A 14,757-nucleotide genomic window follows, 5' to 3' on the forward strand; every position below is an offset into this window, starting at 1 on the left:
CGGCCCCTTCGATGTCTTTCGTCGGTCGCCCGGGCTGCTCGGCTCGCCTGCCGCCGGCATCCCGTACCTTCCGGCTCCATCAGCACCTGAAGCGTGCAAACAATTCCGTGCCTGCCCGCCGGCCATGGCTCAGTGTCCCGCGGACCCCTCGGGGCGTGCGTGGCGCGGCAGGAGGAACGCGAGCAGGAAGGTCAGGGCGAGCATGCCGTCGACGATCCACAGCAGCGTCTTCATGACGGAGCCGAAACCGGTCCGGAAGGCCGACGACGCGGTTGCCTTCAGCGCGGCGGGTATCCGGTCACCGGCCTGAGGTGAGGTCATGGCGGACCCAGTGTCCTTCTCCAGGCGAGTGCAGGACGCCGGGGTCGCGGCAGGATCCTTGGCCACGGCGCGGTCCGAGGTGCAGGTACGCAGGTCCGCCACGATGCGCTCCTGAGCGGCGGGCGCGACGTGCGCCGCGGTCAACTGAGCGCGCAGGCCGTCCGAGTGGTGGTCTACGGCGGAGGCGATCCCGCCGCCCAGCAGACCGAAGAACACGGTGCCGAGGACGGCTACGCCGAAGGCGCCGCCCAGCTGCTGTATCGCGGTCATCGTGCCGGACGCCGAGCCCGTCTCGTGCTGCTCGACACTGGCGAGCACGATGTCGAAGAACGGCGCCATGAGCAGGCCCATCCCGATGCCGGTGACGAGGAGGGACGGCAGGAGCTGCCAGGGGCCGACACCGCTTCCCACCAGGTCGAGGGTCAGCCACACGCCGAGCACGCCGAGGGCCATGACCAGCGTGCCCGCCTGCAGGACGGCGCGTCCGAACCGGGCGACACCCTGAGCGATCCCGAAGCCGACGATCATGCCGCCCGACCAGGGCACCATCACCAGTCCGGCCTTGAGCGGCGAGTAGCCGAGGCCGATCTGGGTGTAGAGGTTGAACACCAGCATGAAGCCCTGCATGGTCGAGAAGAAGACCAGGCCGAGGGTCATGCCGCCGCTGAATCCACGCTTGCGGAAGAGGCTGGGGACGACCAGCGGGTCCCGGCCGGTCTTGCTGCGGCGCGACTCGTACGTGGCGAAGGCGACGAAGACGACCACTGAGGCGGCCATCATCAGGAACGTCCACATGGGCCAGTCGTACTCACGGCCCTGGACCAGCGGGAAGATGATGAGCAGCGCGGCCAGCGAGACCAGGAGCATGCCGGGGATGTCGAGGCGCGGCTTGCTCTCGGACCGGCCCCTCGGCAGGTAGCGCAGGGCACCGAGGATGGCCGCGGCGCCCAGCGGCAGGTTGATCAGGAAGATCATCCGCCAGCCGGTGCCGAAGTAGTCGGCGTCGACGAGCCAGCCCGCCAGGATCGGCCCGCACACCGCGGACAGTCCCATGACCGGGCCGAACATGCCGAAGGCCTTCTGTGACTCCTTCGGCGGGAACATCTCCTTGATCATGCCGAGGCCTTGCGGCAGCATCACCGCGCCGAACAGTCCCTGTACGACGCGTGCGGCGATCAGCATCTCGGGCGACGCGGACGTCGCGCACAGCAGCGACCCCAGGGTGAAGCCGGCGGCTCCCACCAGGAACATCCGGCGGCGCCCGTGGATGTCCCCGAGCCGCCCTCCGGTGACGAGCCCGACGGCCATCGAGAGCGTGTATGCGGCGGCGAGCCACTGCAGGGTGGAGGCACCGCCGCCCAGGTCGGCCCGCATGGAGGGGCCGGCGATGTTCGTGACGACGGCGTCGAGGAGGTCCATCACCTCGGCCGCGAGGATCACGAAGAGCGCAGCCCAGCGCCATCGGTAGGGCGCTGGTGAGTCGATGGGCGTCTCGGCGGACGCGACACCGGTGGTGGACATCGGAACTCCTTGCGAAGGGCCCGCGGAGACGGGCGACTGGGCGCTCGAATCGAGAGAACGGTGTTCACCGTAACAGAACAGTGCTCACCTGGAGAACGGTGTTCATCAAGATATAGCGCAACTTTGGATGCAGGCAAGATATATCGCGTCTGGGGGGTCGGGTGAACGCCGCTCGCTCAGGAAGAACACTGTTCTCCCGACGCCTAGACTGTCCTCATGACCGACGCGGCCGCCGGCACCCCCGCACCCCCTCCGCCGTCCCCCTGGGAGCGCGAGCGCCCCGTTCGCGCCCGCGTCGCCCCCGCGCGCGCCCCGCTGTCGCGCGAACGAGTCGTCGAGGCCGCCTTCACCGTGCTGGACCGCCAGGGGCTCGACGGGCTGTCGATGCGTCAGGTGGCGGCCGAGCTGGGGGTCACGGTCTCCGCCCTCTACGCCCACGTCAGCTCCAAGGACGACCTCTTGGAGCTGATGTACACACGGCTCTTCGACAGCTTCGAGATGCCCGCACCCGACCCGGAGCGGTGGCAGGAGCAACTGCGCGACTTCGCCTGCTCCGTACGGCAGCGCCTGCTGTCCCACCGGGACATGGCCCGGATCTCCATGGGGCACGTCCCCTTCACCGCCGAACTGCTGCCGCACGTCGAGGCGTTGCTCGCCGTCTTCCGGACCGCCGGGCTGCCCGACCGCATCGCCGCGGAGGCGGGCGACCTCATCTCCACCTACATCGACGGGTTCGTCCTGGAGGAGGGCATGTGGCAGGACCGGGCCGCCCAGCAGAGCGGTGACGATCCCTCCATGGCCCGCCCCGACTGGCGCGAGATGGCCGACGAGATGCAGAACTACTTCGCGTCGCTGCCCGCAGCGGACTTCCCCCATCTGCGCGCCCTGGCCGGACTGATGGTGACGGACTCCTCCGACGAGAGGTTCGACATCGGCCTGGAGATCATCCTGCGCGGCCTCGCGAGCTACCTGCCGGACCCGGAGGCGTGCGCTCCAGACGCCACCTGATGGTGAGTCATGGGTTCGCCGAAGCCCGCGGTTCGGGCCGCGCCGGAATAGAACCGAACGGAGCGGCGCCGCCCGACTTGCAGCCACGCGCAGGGAAGTTGTGGCGGTACGCAGCGCGCAGCAGGCGGTCTCGTGCGGACACGCTACGGCCAAGTAGCTTTACGGCTCGTACAGAAGTCCGAGTGCCAGGGAGGCCGCGATGGGAGACCCCCGCCCCTTAGTCATCGACGCGACCGGCCGTGACATCCACGCCGAGGCTGCCCGGATCCGCGAGAGGGGACCAGTGACCCTCGTCGAACTTCCGGGCGGTGTCGAGGCATGGGCCGTCAGTAGTCCGGAGCTGCTCAAACGCCTGCTCACCGACCCACGGGTGTCGAAGGACCCGCGCCGCCACTGGCCGCGGTGGATCAACGGTGAAATCTCGCCGGAATGGCCGCTGTTCACCTGGGTCGCGGTGCAGAACATGTTCACCGCGTACGGCGGTGAGCACAAACGGCTGCGCGCCCTGGTCGCCAAGGCGTTCACCGCCCGACGCACCGCGGCGCTCCAGCCCCGGATCGAGGAGATCACCAAGACGCTGCTCGACGGACTGGAGGAGGCCGGGCGGCGGAATTCGGTGGTCGATCTGCGGGAGGGGTTCTGCTACCCCTTGCCGATCCAGGTCATCAGCGAGCTGTTCGGGCTGCCCGAGGAACAGGGCGAGGAACTCCGGGCCGTTGTGGACGGCATCTTCCACACCTCCGCCAGCCCGGAGGAGGTCACGGACATCTATACCCGGCTCTATGCCGCGCTCGGTGAGCTGGTGGCCCTCAAACGGCGGTCGCCCGGCGACGACCTGGCCTCGGCCCTCATCGCGGCCCGCGACGACGAGGGCGACACCCGGCTGAGCGAGCAGGAGCTGCTCGACACTTTGGTACTCATGGTGAGCGCCGGCCACGAAACCACGGTCAATCTCATCGACAACGCCATCCACCTCTTGCTCACCCACCCGGAGCAGCTCGCCCAGGTCCGCTCGGGCGGTGCTTCCTGGGACGACGCGATCGAGGAGGCGCTGCGGGTGGAGGCGCCGGTCGCCAGCCTGCCGCTGCGGTACGCCGTGGAGGACCTCGGCATGGAGGAGTTCGGCGGCCCGGCCGCAGTGGTGATCGGCAAGGGGGAGGCGATCCTCGCCGCGTATGCGGCCGCCGGACGTGACCCCGAGAAGTACGGCGCGGACGCCGACAGGTTCGACGTCGCCCGCGCCGACAAGGAGCATCTGGCGTTCGGCTACGGCGTGCACTTCTGCCTGGGTGCCCCGCTGGGGCGGCTGGAGGCCCGGATCGCGCTCCCGGCGCTCTTCGACCGCTTCCCGGGGCTCCGTCTCGCCAAGGAGGGGGAACTGGAGCCCGTCGACTCCTTCATCTCCAACGGCCACCGCTCCCTTCCCGCGCTGCTGTCCTGATCACTCCCCGCGCCACCAGGACCGCAGCCGCGCCACCCAGCCGCGGCCCGTCCGGCTTGCCGGCCTCGCCGTGGGCGGCCGTACGTCCGATGAGGAACTCTTGCGCCGCGTGGACCGATCGTCGTCCGAGGCGGGCTCGGCGGGTGGCAGGAGCGGGGCCGCCGGGTAGACGACGGGAAGCGCGGCCAGCGCCCGGTGGAAGGGACCGGGCCGCCAGGTCAACTCCTTCACAGGGATGGCCAGTTCGACATCGGGGAGGCGGTCGAGCAGCTTCTCGACCGCCACCGCCGCGATCAGCCGGGCCGGACTCTGCGCCGGGCAGGTGTGCGGGCCCGCGCTCCAGGCCAAATGGGCGCGGTTGCCCGCGCGCTGATCCGACGTCAGGGACGGGTCGGTGTTGGCGGCGGCCAGGCTGACCACGATCGGGTGGCCCACCCGCAGTGTCACCCCGTCGTGGACGACATCGTGCACGGGATAGTGCACGGCGTAGTTGGCCATGGGCGGGTCCGTCCACAGCACCTCGTCCAGGGCGTCCTCCACCGGCAGGCTGCCGCCGGACAGGGTGCCTTCGAACCGGTCGTCGGACAGCAGCAGCCGCAGGCTGTTGGCGATGAGGTTCTGCTGGGGCTCGGTGCCCGCGCCCATCAGCAGGACCAGGCTGTGGACCATCTCCTCGTCGGTCAGTGCGGCGGGATGGGCCATGAGCCAGGAGGTGACGTCCTGCCCGGGCCGGGACCGCTTCAGTGTCACGAGGTCGAGCAGGGTCGTGGCGAGCAGTTCGTTCGCCTTCTCGGCGTCCACGCCGTCGAAGATCCCGGACATCCCCTCGACCAGCCGCATCCCGTACTCGGGCGGGCAGCCGAACAGCCGGTTGAACACCAGCAGCGGCAGGACCTGGGCGTACTCGCCGAGCAGGTCGGCCTTCCCGGCCGGCGCGATCCGGTCGATCAGGGTGTCGGCACTGGCCTCGACGTAGCCGCGCAGCGTGTTGGGATCCACCTGGGCCAGGCTGTCCGTGATCGCGTCGCGCAGTCTGCGGTGTTCGGCGCCGTCGGTCCACAGGGCGTTCGGCCGGTACATCATCATCGGGACGACCGGGCTGTCCATGGGGACGGTGCCGTCCGCCAGGTCCTGCCAGCGGCGGGGGTCCTTGGAGAAGGTCTCGGGGCTGCGCAGGACGTGCAGGGCCGCCTCGTAGCCGACGACGAGCGATGCGTGTACGCCGGGCGCGAGTTCGACCGGAGCGATCGGGCCCGCGGCCCGCAGCCGTCGGTAGGCGGCCGCGGGGTCGGCCGCGAACTCGGGCCCGTACAGGGGCTCGTGGGCGGGGCAGCGCGGTGGTGGTGTTGGCGAGGTCACGCGTTCTCCAGTTTGCCGGTGCGGGTCAGGAGGTATTCCACGAGGGCGATCAGGGCGTGTGTGGACGAGATCCGGTCGCGGGCGTCGCAGCGGACGAGCGGGGTCTCGGGAAGCAGGTCGAGGGCCTCGCGTATCTCGTCGAGGTCGTGCGAGGGTGCGTCGTCGAACTGGTTGAGGGCGACCGCGTACGGCAGTCCTAGCTCCTCCAGTACGCCCATGACCTCGAAGGACTGGCTCAGCCGCCGGGTGTCGGCGAGGACGAGGGCGCCGAGCGCGCCGCGGGTCATGTCCTGCCACAGCTGGGTGAAGCGCTGCTGGCCGGGGGTGCCGAAGAGGTAGAGCACCAGGCGGTCGTTGAGGGTCAGACGGCCGAAGTCCAGGGCGACGGTGGTGGTCGTCTTGTCCTTCATGCCGGCCAGGTCGTCGACGAGTGCGCCGGCCTCGGTCATGACCTCCTCGGTGCGCAGCGGCCGGATCTCGGAGAGCGCGCCGACGAGGGTGGTCTTGCCGACCGCGAAGTGGCCCACGACCAGCAGCTTGGCCGCGGTCTGCACACTGGGGCGCAGATACAGGTTGCCGGCGGCGTGTTCAGAGGCGGGCGCGGAGCCCATCGAGCACCTCCTGGAGGATTCGGGCGTCGGTCGGCCGGGCTGCGGGGATGGGCGCGCGGGTGACGATGTGACCGCTGTCCATGAGGTCGGCGATCAGGACTTTGGTGACGCCGACCGGGAGGCCGAGGTGGCCGGCCACCTCGGCGACGGACAGTGCTCCCGGCCGGCACAGTTCCATGAGCCTGCGCTTTTCCGGGTTGAGCCCGGTCAGCGGCAGATCGTCGGTGGCGATCAGCAGCGTGACCAGGTCCAGGGTGTTGCGGGAGGGCTGGGCGCGGCCGTCCGTGATGACGTACGACCGCACCAGCCTGTCTGCGGGCCGGCGCCGGGGAGTCATGCCGGGCTGCCGGTGTCCTGCCGGGCCGGGCTGGTCAGCTCCTTGCCGAGCCGGTCGACGAGTTTGTGCATGCGGTACGTCACCGCCTCCATGTCCACGTCCTGGCTGGTGGAGACCGCGAGGTAGGCGCCTTCGCCGGCGGCGACGAGGAACACGTAGCCGTGCGCGAACTCGATCAGGGTCTGTCGCCACGGGGTGTGCGGGGTGCCGCAGAACTCGGCCGTGCTGCGGCTGATCGACTGGACTCCGGACAGGCCCGCGGCCAGCCGTTCGGCATCGTCCCGGTCGATGTCCTTGGAGTAGGCGCGGAGCATGCCGTCGGCGGAGAGCAGGATCGCGTGGAGCGCCTCCGGCACCTTCAGCACGTCGTCCAACATCCAGCCCAACTCGTTGTTGGTGGGCCCGGTCATTCGTGGCTGTTCCCTTCGTCTTCCTGGGGGGTGTGCTGGGCGGACCGGCCGGAGCGGGTGCCGCGGGCGAAGGCGCCCATGCGCCGGGCGTTCTCCTCGGCGGAGCGTCCGCCGACCTCGTCGGCGGGAGGGGGAGCAGGCTGTACGGCGGTTTCCCGGAGGGCACGGCGACGGCGTTTGGGCAGGCCTCCGGACGTGGTCGCCTCCGTGGTGCCGGGGTCGGGTTCCGGGTCGGCGGCCGGTACCGGGTGCGCCGTCGGCACTGCCGTGGTCGCGGCAGGGGATGCGGGGGCGGACAAGGTGGGGGAGTCCGGGGTCCGGGCGGGTGCCGCATCAGGGGTGGGTGCGGCCGGCACGCCGGACGGCTGCCGCTCGGGCGTGGCGTCCAGGTGTGTGAGCAGGGCGGACGGCAGGAACAGTACGGCGCGTACGCCGCCGTAGGGGGAGACCGTGTCCACGGAGACGTTGAAGCCGTAGCGCCTGGCGAGCACCCCGATGACGGCGAAGCCGAAGCGGGGCGGGTCGCCGAGCCGGGTGACGTCGGAGGTGTGCCCGCCGCTCAGCAACTCGGCGGCATGCCCGGCGGCCTGGCCGTCCATGCCGACGCCTGCGTCGTCGATCACCACGCAGGCGCCGTTGTGCACCGCCTGGATGGTGACCTCGACGGTCGTGTTGGGCTGTGAGTGGCGTGCGGCGTTGTCGAGCAGCTCGGCGACCGCGAGTACCACCGGTTCCACCGTCCGGCTGGCCACGGCGATGGCGACCTCGCCGTGGATGCGGATGCGCCGGTAGTCGCGGATGCGGGAGGTGGCGCCGCGTACGACCTCGATGAGTGCGGAGGTGGCACGCTGACGGCCCGGCCACGAGCCGCAGAGCACGGCGATGGCTTGGGCCCGGCGGCCGAACTGGGCGTTGGTGTGGTCGATTTCGAGCAGGTCGCGCAGCACGTGGGGGTGGTCGTGCCGGTCCTGCATCTCCGCGATGGACACCTGCTGTTCGTTGGCCAGGGCCTGGATGGATCGCATGGACGCCTTCAGGGCGGCCTTCGCGGACTGGTCGGCGCGGGACTGCGCGTCTTCGACGGCTCCGGCGAACCGTGCCAGGACCTCGTCCAGGCACTTGGCGAACTCCGTGTCGGCGAGCCGGGTGTCGAGCGGCCCGACGGCCGGGGAGTGCTGCCGGGCCGCATCCTCCAGGGCCGGCAGCCGGGCGGACACGAGGTGACGTACTTCCTCGTCCCGCGCCCGCAGGCCGTCCGCGAGTTCGGCGTTGCGACTGCGCTGCCGTGCGGTGATCCCGCGTTGGCGCACCAGCAGCACGGTGACGGCGAACAGGCTTACGGCCAGGCTCCAGAACACCGCTTCCGGTATCTGTTCGGTCATGAAGTCCTCAAAGACGGACGTGAGTTGACGGGCGCTTGACGGTAGCGACGGTTCCGCGCCCGTACTTGTGCGTGCGCGCAAGGAAGTTGTCACCAGGCGCAAACAGGCCGGATGAGACGTTTCAGGCGACCGGCTTACCTTTGGCATATGCCAAACGGCTGAGATTGTCTTACGGGGACCGGCTGTTGCCCTAGTCTGACTACGCGTAACGGTCGATGGCGGCGAAGAACACGACGCCGCTCGTCAAGCGCTGTCGTGACGCGTCGCAGCGGAGGAGATGGGTTGTCCGCGGGAAGCTACTTCGTGGAGACGACCAGGACCGGCGAGGTCTCGTCGAGCGAGGGGACCGACCTCTGGAGCGAGCGCATCGATGTGTACCAGACGCGCATGGACTACCGGTTCACCCAACCCGACACCTTCCGGGGCGAGCTGGTCCGGCAACGCAGTGACAACTACCAGCTCGTCAAATGGCGCAGCGACCAGATCGAGTACGTCCGCACTCCCGGCCTGATCCGCCAGAAACCCGACCCCGACTACCGGTTCGTCCTCCCCCTCGCCGGCGAGGTGGTCCTGCGGCAGGACGACCAGGAGACACGGCTGACGCCGGGGACGGGCAGCCTGCTGACGCTGGGCGCGCCCTTCGAACTGCTCCACGACGCGTCCTTGGACGGATTCATTCTGTCGATCCCGGCCCGGGAGATCGACAGCCCGCTGAACCGGAAGGCCCCGCTGGCCACCGGAATCGATCTGGGCCGAGGGCTGGGCCGCATCGTGCTCGGCATGGTGCGCACCCTGCACGAGGAGCGCGACCAACTCACCGCCACGGCGTTCGACGCGATCTCCGACCGCATCGTCGAACTCCTGTGCATGCTCGCCTGCGGCGACGACCGCCCCGACGTCCCGGGCCATCTCATCGAGGTCGAGGCGCTCGTCCGGCGCTACGTCCGCGATCACGCGGCCGATCCGGGCCTCACGGGTGCGTCCATGGCACGCGCCCTCGGCTGGTCCCTGCGCCAGATCCAGCTGGCCCTCCAGTGTGTGGGTACCACTCCTCGCGGACTGATCCGTGAAGAGCGCCTGCGCCTGGTTCGCGACCGCCTCCAGTGCGCCGACTGCGAGCACATGACGATCACGGAATTGGCCTACGCCTCGGGGTTCTCCTCGGCCAGCGCGCTGAGCACGGCCTTCCGTCAGCGCTATGGCCTCAGCCCCCGGGAGATGCGCGACAGAACCCGTCGGGCGTGTGTGCCGGCTCCGGCCGACGCGGAATTGCGCTCCGTGTGAGTTGCCGGTGGCAGCACGGTGTGGCTACGGCCCGGGTGAAAGACCAGGTCAGCCGACCTTGAGGAGGCCGGCTTCGACGACGGCGCGGCCGAAGGGGCTCGCGAGTTCGGCAAGACGCTCGCAGTCGGTGTCACCCAGGGCGGCGTAGGCGGGGAGGGCCAAGTGGTCGGTGCGGTCCTCGATGTGCCGGCGCAGGCGTGTGCCTTCCGGGCTGAGGGAGTCACCGTCGAGGAGACCTCGCGTGCGCAGGCGCTCTTTGGTGGCGACCCACTCGTCCTCGGGCCATGCGCGGCTCGCCTTGAGGAAGTCGACGGGGACCTCGGCGGTGGCAGCGTGCAGGATCAGGGCCTCCAGGCCTCCCACGCCCTCGGTCAGCAAGCACGCGACATGGCCGTCTCCACGGAACTCCCGGAGCAGCGTCTGGGCGTGCCAGAGTTGCAGTACCGGTTCGTCCGGCCAGGGCAGCGCGGCATGCGCGGCGAACAGCGGGCGGCCCTGAGCGTGCTCGCGGGCGGCTTCGGCGGCCCTGCGCGCCAGCGCCAAGACCTCGTCGAAAGCCGGGAGTTCGTGGATCCCGGCCCGCCGCAGGGCCTCACCCGCGCCCGCGTAGCGCGCGTCCAGCACCTGCTGTGGTGTCGTCGCCTCCCAGACCCCGTGGACCGCCTTCCGTACCAGATCGGGGTTGAAGTTGTAGAAGGTCGCGATGACGAGCTCGGCGGATGCCCGGCCGAAGGCGGCGCTGCGGGAAGCGAAGTACCCGGCCCGTCCGCCCAGTCCGAGCTCCGCGTACCGCCGCCTTGCCTCGGGGGCGAAGTAGATCATGCCGTGCACGGGCTCGAGCCGGCGCCAGGCTGCTCGCGCTGTCTTCAAGGGGGTCACCTTTCGGGATTCGGCAGACGGGTGGTCGCTGAGGTTCCTCACTCGCCGTGCGCGCGCAAATGTTCGAGCAGTAGACGGTTCAGCGTTTCGGGTGCCTCCTCGGGGACCCAGTGGCTGACGCCCGTGAGGGTCTCGAACCGGTACGGCCCGTTGACCCACTGCCTCGTCTCCTGCGCGGCCGCCGGGCCGAACGCGCTGTCCTCCGTGCTCCAGACGTACAGCGTGGGCACGTCGATGGCGCGGATCGCGCCGTCAGGGCGGCCGGACCGGTACCAGTTCAGCGCCGCGGTCAGAGCGCCCGGCTGGGAGAGGTGTCGCACGTAGGCCTCGACACTGTCCTGTGGGATCTTTCCGGCGTAGACGGAGCGAAGGGCCTCGGCGTTGTCGGCGAGCATGAGCTCTTCCGTTGCGGGCGTTTCACGCCAGTCGATCATGTAGCGCGAGCGTTCGCGTTGGTCCGGGTCGGTGCGCAGAGCGGTGGCGAGGGCGCCCGGGTGCGGGGTCGAGACAACCGTCAGGGTGCGTACGCGGCCGGGGTGGGCCTGGGCGGTCCACCACGCCACCGCGCCTCCCCAGTCATGACCGACCAGATCGAACGAGGCCCAGCCCAACTCCTCCGTGATCGCGACCACATCGTCGACCAGGACGCTGATGCGGTAGTCCTCGGGCCGTTCGGGGCGAGCCCCGGGGGAGTACCCACGCTGGTCGGGTGCCACGACCCGGTAACCGTGCGCGGCGAGCGTCGCGATCTGCTGCTGCCATGCCAGGCCCGTCTGCGGGAAGCCGTGCAGCAACAGCACCGGGCGACCCTCGCGCGGGCCCGCCGCGACCGCGTCGAACAGGCCCGCCGCGGTGGAGATGCTCAACTCGGTCACGATCCGCCCCTTCATACCGACTGGTCGGTCAGCATTTCAGCTGTGCGAGGGGGTTTGTCAAGGGTGAAGGGAGACGCACGGAAGGCTGTGCGGCCTCTCACCCCAGGTAGGCGGGGGCCACGGCGGAGGTCATCAGTCGGCGGGCCGTGCCGGTGCCGTCGGCGGGGACGGTCCACAGGTCCGAGCCGTAGTCGCCGGGAAGGGCGTAGACGAGGGTGGAGTCGTCGCGCCACAGCGCCTGGTCGTCGATGTTGCGCTGCTCGGCGGTCGCGGTCTCCTTCATGGTGCGCAGGTCGAGGACGTACAGCCGCCAGGGAGCGTCGGACGAGGCCCCCGGGATGCGCTTCTTGTAGGCGATCCGGGTGCCGTCGGGCGAGAGGGAGGGGCATTCGACGTTGCGGTGCACGGTGGTCAGGGTGCGTGCGGCGACGTCGCCCCGCACGAGGTAGGTGCGGCCGCCGGTTGCCAGCGTGGCGTAGAAGCGGGTGTCGTCGGCGAAGGTGACACCCCAGACGTTGATGTCCGCGGCGCGGTAGGTCCGGCCGTCCTTGATGACGCGGAACGTCTCCAGATTGTCGTCGATCGCCCAGGTGCGGGTGTCGACGATGGCGGTGCGGGTGGAGAAGTCGGTGCCGGCATAGGAGTCTCCGCTGACGAAGACCGTCCAGGCCACCAGGTGGCCGGAGGGTGAGACCCGGGCCCGGGTGGGGATTCCTGCCGCCGGGAAGTGGTGCAGCTCGTGCAGTTGCGAGTCGAGTACCACCGCCCGGTAGGTGTCCTGCAACGTGCCGTGCACGGCCTGCAGGCAGATGCCGGTACCGGCTGCCGCGTGGAAACGCAGGCACTTGACGCCCGACGCGGTGCGCGGCCCCTGCGGATCGTCGGCCGACACGGTGGCGATCTCGTCACGGTGCGGGCCCCAGGCCAGATTGCGTACCAGGAACCGACGGCCGCCGGCCGGCCGGAGCGAGACGGTACCGGCCCGCACGGTCGGACCGTTCGCCTGCTGCTGGTCACGCATGCCCGACCGGTGAGCGGCGTACAGCACCGCCCCGGTGCCCACGCTCCCGAGCACCACGACGGCGACCAGCAGGATCACGAGGCGGGTGGTTCTTCTCATGCAGGCACCTCATCGGCGGTACGGAGGACGAACCAGGCCACGACGGCGCTGACGGCCAGTGCGACGGCGGTGACGGCCAGCGCGTTGCGCCCGCCCCACAGGCTCCAGGCCGCGCCGAAGGCGAGCGAGCAGGTGAACCGGGCCAGCGCCTGGCCGGTGCCGACCAACGCCTGCCCGGCACCCTGGTGTTGCGCCGGGACGACCCCGGCGGTGGCGGCCGCAAGGACTCCGTCGGTGGCCGCGTAGAAGGTGCCGTGCAGCACGAGAACGGCGACCACGGCCGGGACACCGCGCCAGGGGCTGAGCACCAGGCTGTAGCCGAGCAGCAGGACGCCGTGGCCGGCCAGGAAGAGCCGACGGCGGCTGATGCGGTCGGCGAGTGCGCCCAGCGGGACGGCGAGCAGCAGGAAGACGGCGGCAGTACCGAGCGGCAGCAGCGGGAACAGATCGGCAGGCAGGGCCTCTTCGCGCTGGAGCAGCAGATAGAGGAAGGAGTCGCTGACGGTGGTCAGGCCGAGCAGAGCCGCGCACACGGTGAGCCGGCGCAGCTGCGGGCGGCGCAGCAGCCCGATGGCGGCGCGCAGCGTCGGCCGCTCTGCCTCGGGCGGCTGTGCGGGACCGGCGGGGGAGATGTGGCGGGGCACGAACAGCACCAGCACCAGGACCCCGAGCACGGCGACGCAGCCGCTGACGGCGAAGACCGCGTCGTAGCCGTCGACGGTGGCCCGCAGTACGGCGAAGGCGACGAGCGGGCCGAGCAGCGCGCCGGTGGTGTCCATGGCGCGGTGCACCCCGAACGCCCGTCCCCGGTGCTCGGGTTCGGTGGCGAGGGAGATCATCGCGTCCCGGGGGGCCGTGCGCAGCCCTTTGCCGGTGCGGTCGGCCGCGAGCACGGCGCTGATCACGGGGAGGGTGTGGGCGAGCAGCAGCAGCGGCTTGCACAGCGCCGACAGGCCGTAGCCGACGCCCGCCACGATCTTGTGCCGGCGGCCTCCCCGGTCGGCGAGGTGACCGCCGGCCAGCCGGACCAGGGCCCCGACGCCGTTGTTGATGCCGTCGAGGAGACCGAACCCGAGGGGCGACAGGCCGAGGCCCGCCACCACATAGAGCGGCAGGACGGCCGTGACCATTTCCGAGGAGACGTCCGTGATCAGGCTGACCGCACCCAGGGCCAGCACGGTGCCGGGCACAGCGGCCGGCCGCCGCCCCGGACGGGTGTCCGGGGCGACGGCGGGCTTGGTGCTGCGGGAGTCCGCGAGATACACGGGCGTCAGTTCCAGATGCCCGCGATGTCGGATGCCGAGGCTGCGTTGCCCGCGTGCGTGGTCAGACCGGCCAGGTCCTCGACGGTGCGCAGCACGTTGTAGTGGTTGTAGGTGGTGGAGCTGGAGCTGCCGGGCGCGACGTGCTGTCCATACAGGACGGTGGGGATGCGGTTGCCGGACAGCTTGTTGTCCTCGTCGAAGGTGACGGCGAGGATGCTGTTGTGGCTCTGTGCCCAAGTGGCGTAGGCACCGAGGTTGTTCTTGATCCAGGTGTCGCCCGTGGAGACCGAGCAGTCGTGCATGTCACTGCACAGGTTCGGGATCACGAAGGAGACCTTCGGCAGCGTCGTGTAGTCGGTCGGGAACTGCGTCATGGTCTTCGCGCTGCTCGTCGGCACGTTGGAGAAGCCGAACCACGGGTTGTGCTTCTGCGCGTACTTGCCACTGCTGCAGGTCGTCGAACCCTGGCTGGGCAGCGACTCGTTGTAGCTCGCCCAGGTCTTTCCGGCGGCGAGCAGCTCGGAGGCGAGGTTGGGCGCGGAGATGGAACCCACCGGTACGCAACTGTCGTCGGTGCGGCCCTGGTTGGAGCCCGAGAAGAGCATGTAGTAGTTCGGCTCACTGGGGTGGGTGAGGCCGTAGGACTGGGTGAGGTTGGCGCCACCCGCTTTGAGGGTGTTGTTGATGTACGGGGCGCTGGAGCTGCCGATGACCTGCGAGTAGGCGTGGTTCTCCATCACCACGACCACCACGTGGTCCGGGGTCGGGAGAGCGGCGGCCTGAGCGGGGGAGGTCGTCGCGGCCCACAGACCGATCGACGTGGCGGTGAGGGCGACGGCCCCGGCGAGTGCGGCGAGCGGGCGATTGGTGCGCTTGGGAGCCTTGACGGCGGTCATGACTGTCCTCCGGGCAGGGGTGACGGTCGTACGGGGAGCGGCGCGGCA

14 protein-coding genes are annotated in these 14,757 nt (G+C 70.3%); 3 read left to right on the forward strand and 11 right to left on the reverse strand.

The window, feature by feature from the left end; all coding sequences use genetic code 11:
* Positions 1-129: 129 nt before the first annotated feature.
* Positions 130-1,842 carry an MFS transporter gene (locus ACZ4EG_RS32215; RefSeq protein WP_467793116.1) on the reverse strand — a complete coding sequence of 571 codons (1,713 nt, stop codon included), beginning with the start codon at positions 1,840-1,842 and terminating at the stop codon, positions 130-132.
* A 216-nt stretch (positions 1,843-2,058) separates the two neighbouring features.
* On the opposite strand from ACZ4EG_RS32215, the gene ACZ4EG_RS32220 reads away from it, so the two are divergent.
* Both ACZ4EG_RS32220 and ACZ4EG_RS32225 read left to right on the forward strand, forming a co-directional pair.
* Positions 2,059-2,850, forward strand: coding sequence for a TetR/AcrR family transcriptional regulator (locus ACZ4EG_RS32220; RefSeq protein WP_467793117.1), 792 nt, complete (start codon positions 2,059-2,061; stop codon positions 2,848-2,850).
* 199 nt (positions 2,851-3,049) lie between these two features.
* Complete coding sequence (locus ACZ4EG_RS32225) at positions 3,050-4,291, forward strand: cytochrome P450 family protein (protein ID WP_467793118.1); 1,242 nt, start codon at positions 3,050-3,052, stop codon at positions 4,289-4,291.
* On the opposite strand, the gene ACZ4EG_RS32230 is transcribed toward ACZ4EG_RS32225, so the two are convergent.
* The 5 genes from ACZ4EG_RS32230 to ACZ4EG_RS32250 are packed head-to-tail and all read right to left on the reverse strand — an operon-like array spanning position 4,292 to position 8,390.
* On the reverse strand, positions 4,292-5,650 hold the full coding sequence (locus ACZ4EG_RS32230; RefSeq protein WP_467793119.1) for a cytochrome P450: 1,359 nt from the start codon (positions 5,648-5,650) through the stop codon (positions 4,292-4,294).
* On the reverse strand, positions 5,647-6,261 hold the full coding sequence (locus tag ACZ4EG_RS32235; RefSeq protein WP_453553190.1) for a GTP-binding protein: 615 nt from the start codon (positions 6,259-6,261) through the stop codon (positions 5,647-5,649). Before ACZ4EG_RS32235 ends, ACZ4EG_RS32230 begins: the two co-directional genes overlap by 4 nt.
* Complete coding sequence (locus tag ACZ4EG_RS32240; RefSeq protein WP_363295965.1) at positions 6,239-6,598, reverse strand: DUF742 domain-containing protein; 360 nt, start codon at positions 6,596-6,598, stop codon at positions 6,239-6,241. The genes ACZ4EG_RS32235 and ACZ4EG_RS32240 overlap by 23 nt, the downstream gene beginning before the upstream one ends.
* Positions 6,595-7,008, reverse strand: a complete 414-nt coding sequence (locus tag ACZ4EG_RS32245) for a roadblock/LC7 domain-containing protein (RefSeq protein WP_390711130.1) — start codon at positions 7,006-7,008, stop codon at positions 6,595-6,597. Before ACZ4EG_RS32245 ends, ACZ4EG_RS32240 begins: the two co-directional genes overlap by 4 nt.
* The gene (locus ACZ4EG_RS32250; protein WP_467793120.1) at positions 7,005-8,390 is read right to left on the reverse strand and encodes an ATP-binding protein; all 1,386 of its coding nucleotides are present in this window, start codon (positions 8,388-8,390) and stop codon (positions 7,005-7,007) included. The genes ACZ4EG_RS32245 and ACZ4EG_RS32250 overlap by 4 nt, the downstream gene beginning before the upstream one ends.
* Positions 8,391-8,672: 282 nt before the next feature.
* Between ACZ4EG_RS32250 and ACZ4EG_RS32255 the strand changes: the two genes are divergently transcribed.
* The gene (locus ACZ4EG_RS32255) at positions 8,673-9,674 is read left to right on the forward strand and encodes an AraC-like ligand-binding domain-containing protein (RefSeq protein ID WP_467793121.1); all 1,002 of its coding nucleotides are present in this window, start codon (positions 8,673-8,675) and stop codon (positions 9,672-9,674) included.
* A 48-nt stretch (positions 9,675-9,722) separates the two neighbouring features.
* Here ACZ4EG_RS32255 and ACZ4EG_RS32260 read toward each other — a convergent pair whose 3' ends face one another.
* The 5 genes from ACZ4EG_RS32260 to ACZ4EG_RS32280 form a co-directional block, all read right to left on the reverse strand.
* Positions 9,723-10,544, reverse strand: coding sequence for an SCO6745 family protein (locus ACZ4EG_RS32260; RefSeq protein WP_467793122.1), 822 nt, complete (start codon positions 10,542-10,544; stop codon positions 9,723-9,725).
* 47 nt (positions 10,545-10,591) lie between these two features.
* Positions 10,592-11,428, reverse strand: a complete 837-nt coding sequence (locus tag ACZ4EG_RS32265) for an alpha/beta fold hydrolase (protein ID WP_467793123.1) — start codon at positions 11,426-11,428, stop codon at positions 10,592-10,594.
* A 97-nt stretch (positions 11,429-11,525) separates the two neighbouring features.
* Positions 11,526-12,548: a TolB family protein gene (locus tag ACZ4EG_RS32270; protein ID WP_467793124.1), complete on the reverse strand. Its 1,023-nt coding sequence runs from the start codon at positions 12,546-12,548 to the stop codon at positions 11,526-11,528.
* Positions 12,545-13,813, reverse strand: coding sequence for an MFS transporter (locus tag ACZ4EG_RS32275; protein ID WP_467793125.1), 1,269 nt, complete (start codon positions 13,811-13,813; stop codon positions 12,545-12,547). The genes ACZ4EG_RS32270 and ACZ4EG_RS32275 overlap by 4 nt, the downstream gene beginning before the upstream one ends.
* A 5-nt stretch (positions 13,814-13,818) precedes the next feature.
* Positions 13,819-14,709, reverse strand: a complete 891-nt coding sequence (locus ACZ4EG_RS32280) for an alkaline phosphatase family protein (RefSeq protein ID WP_453553176.1) — start codon at positions 14,707-14,709, stop codon at positions 13,819-13,821.
* Positions 14,710-14,757 lie beyond the last annotated feature (48 nt).

The sequence above is a fragment of the Streptomyces sp. NPDC025638 genome (assembly GCF_055558775.1).

Bases quoted from the DNA above. Each gene is read 5' to 3' on its own strand.
- ACZ4EG_RS32215 (WP_467793116.1), bottom strand. From the start codon at position 1,842: ATGTCCACCACCGGTGTCGCGTCCGCCGAGACGCCCATCGACTCACCA.
- ACZ4EG_RS32220 (WP_467793117.1), top strand. From the start codon at position 2,059: ATGACCGACGCGGCCGCCGGCACCCCCGCACCCCCTCCGCCGTCCCCC.
- ACZ4EG_RS32225 (WP_467793118.1), top strand. From the start codon at position 3,050: ATGGGAGACCCCCGCCCCTTAGTCATCGACGCGACCGGCCGTGACATC.
- ACZ4EG_RS32235 (WP_453553190.1), bottom strand. From the start codon at position 6,261: ATGGGCTCCGCGCCCGCCTCTGAACACGCCGCCGGCAACCTGTATCTG.
- ACZ4EG_RS32240 (WP_363295965.1), bottom strand. From the start codon at position 6,598: ATGACTCCCCGGCGCCGGCCCGCAGACAGGCTGGTGCGGTCGTACGTC.
- ACZ4EG_RS32245 (WP_390711130.1), bottom strand. From the start codon at position 7,008: ATGACCGGGCCCACCAACAACGAGTTGGGCTGGATGTTGGACGACGTG.
- ACZ4EG_RS32250 (WP_467793120.1), bottom strand. From the start codon at position 8,390: ATGACCGAACAGATACCGGAAGCGGTGTTCTGGAGCCTGGCCGTAAGC.
- ACZ4EG_RS32270 (WP_467793124.1), bottom strand. From the start codon at position 12,548: ATGAGAAGAACCACCCGCCTCGTGATCCTGCTGGTCGCCGTCGTGGTG.
- ACZ4EG_RS32280 (WP_453553176.1), bottom strand. From the start codon at position 14,709: ATGACCGCCGTCAAGGCTCCCAAGCGCACCAATCGCCCGCTCGCCGCA.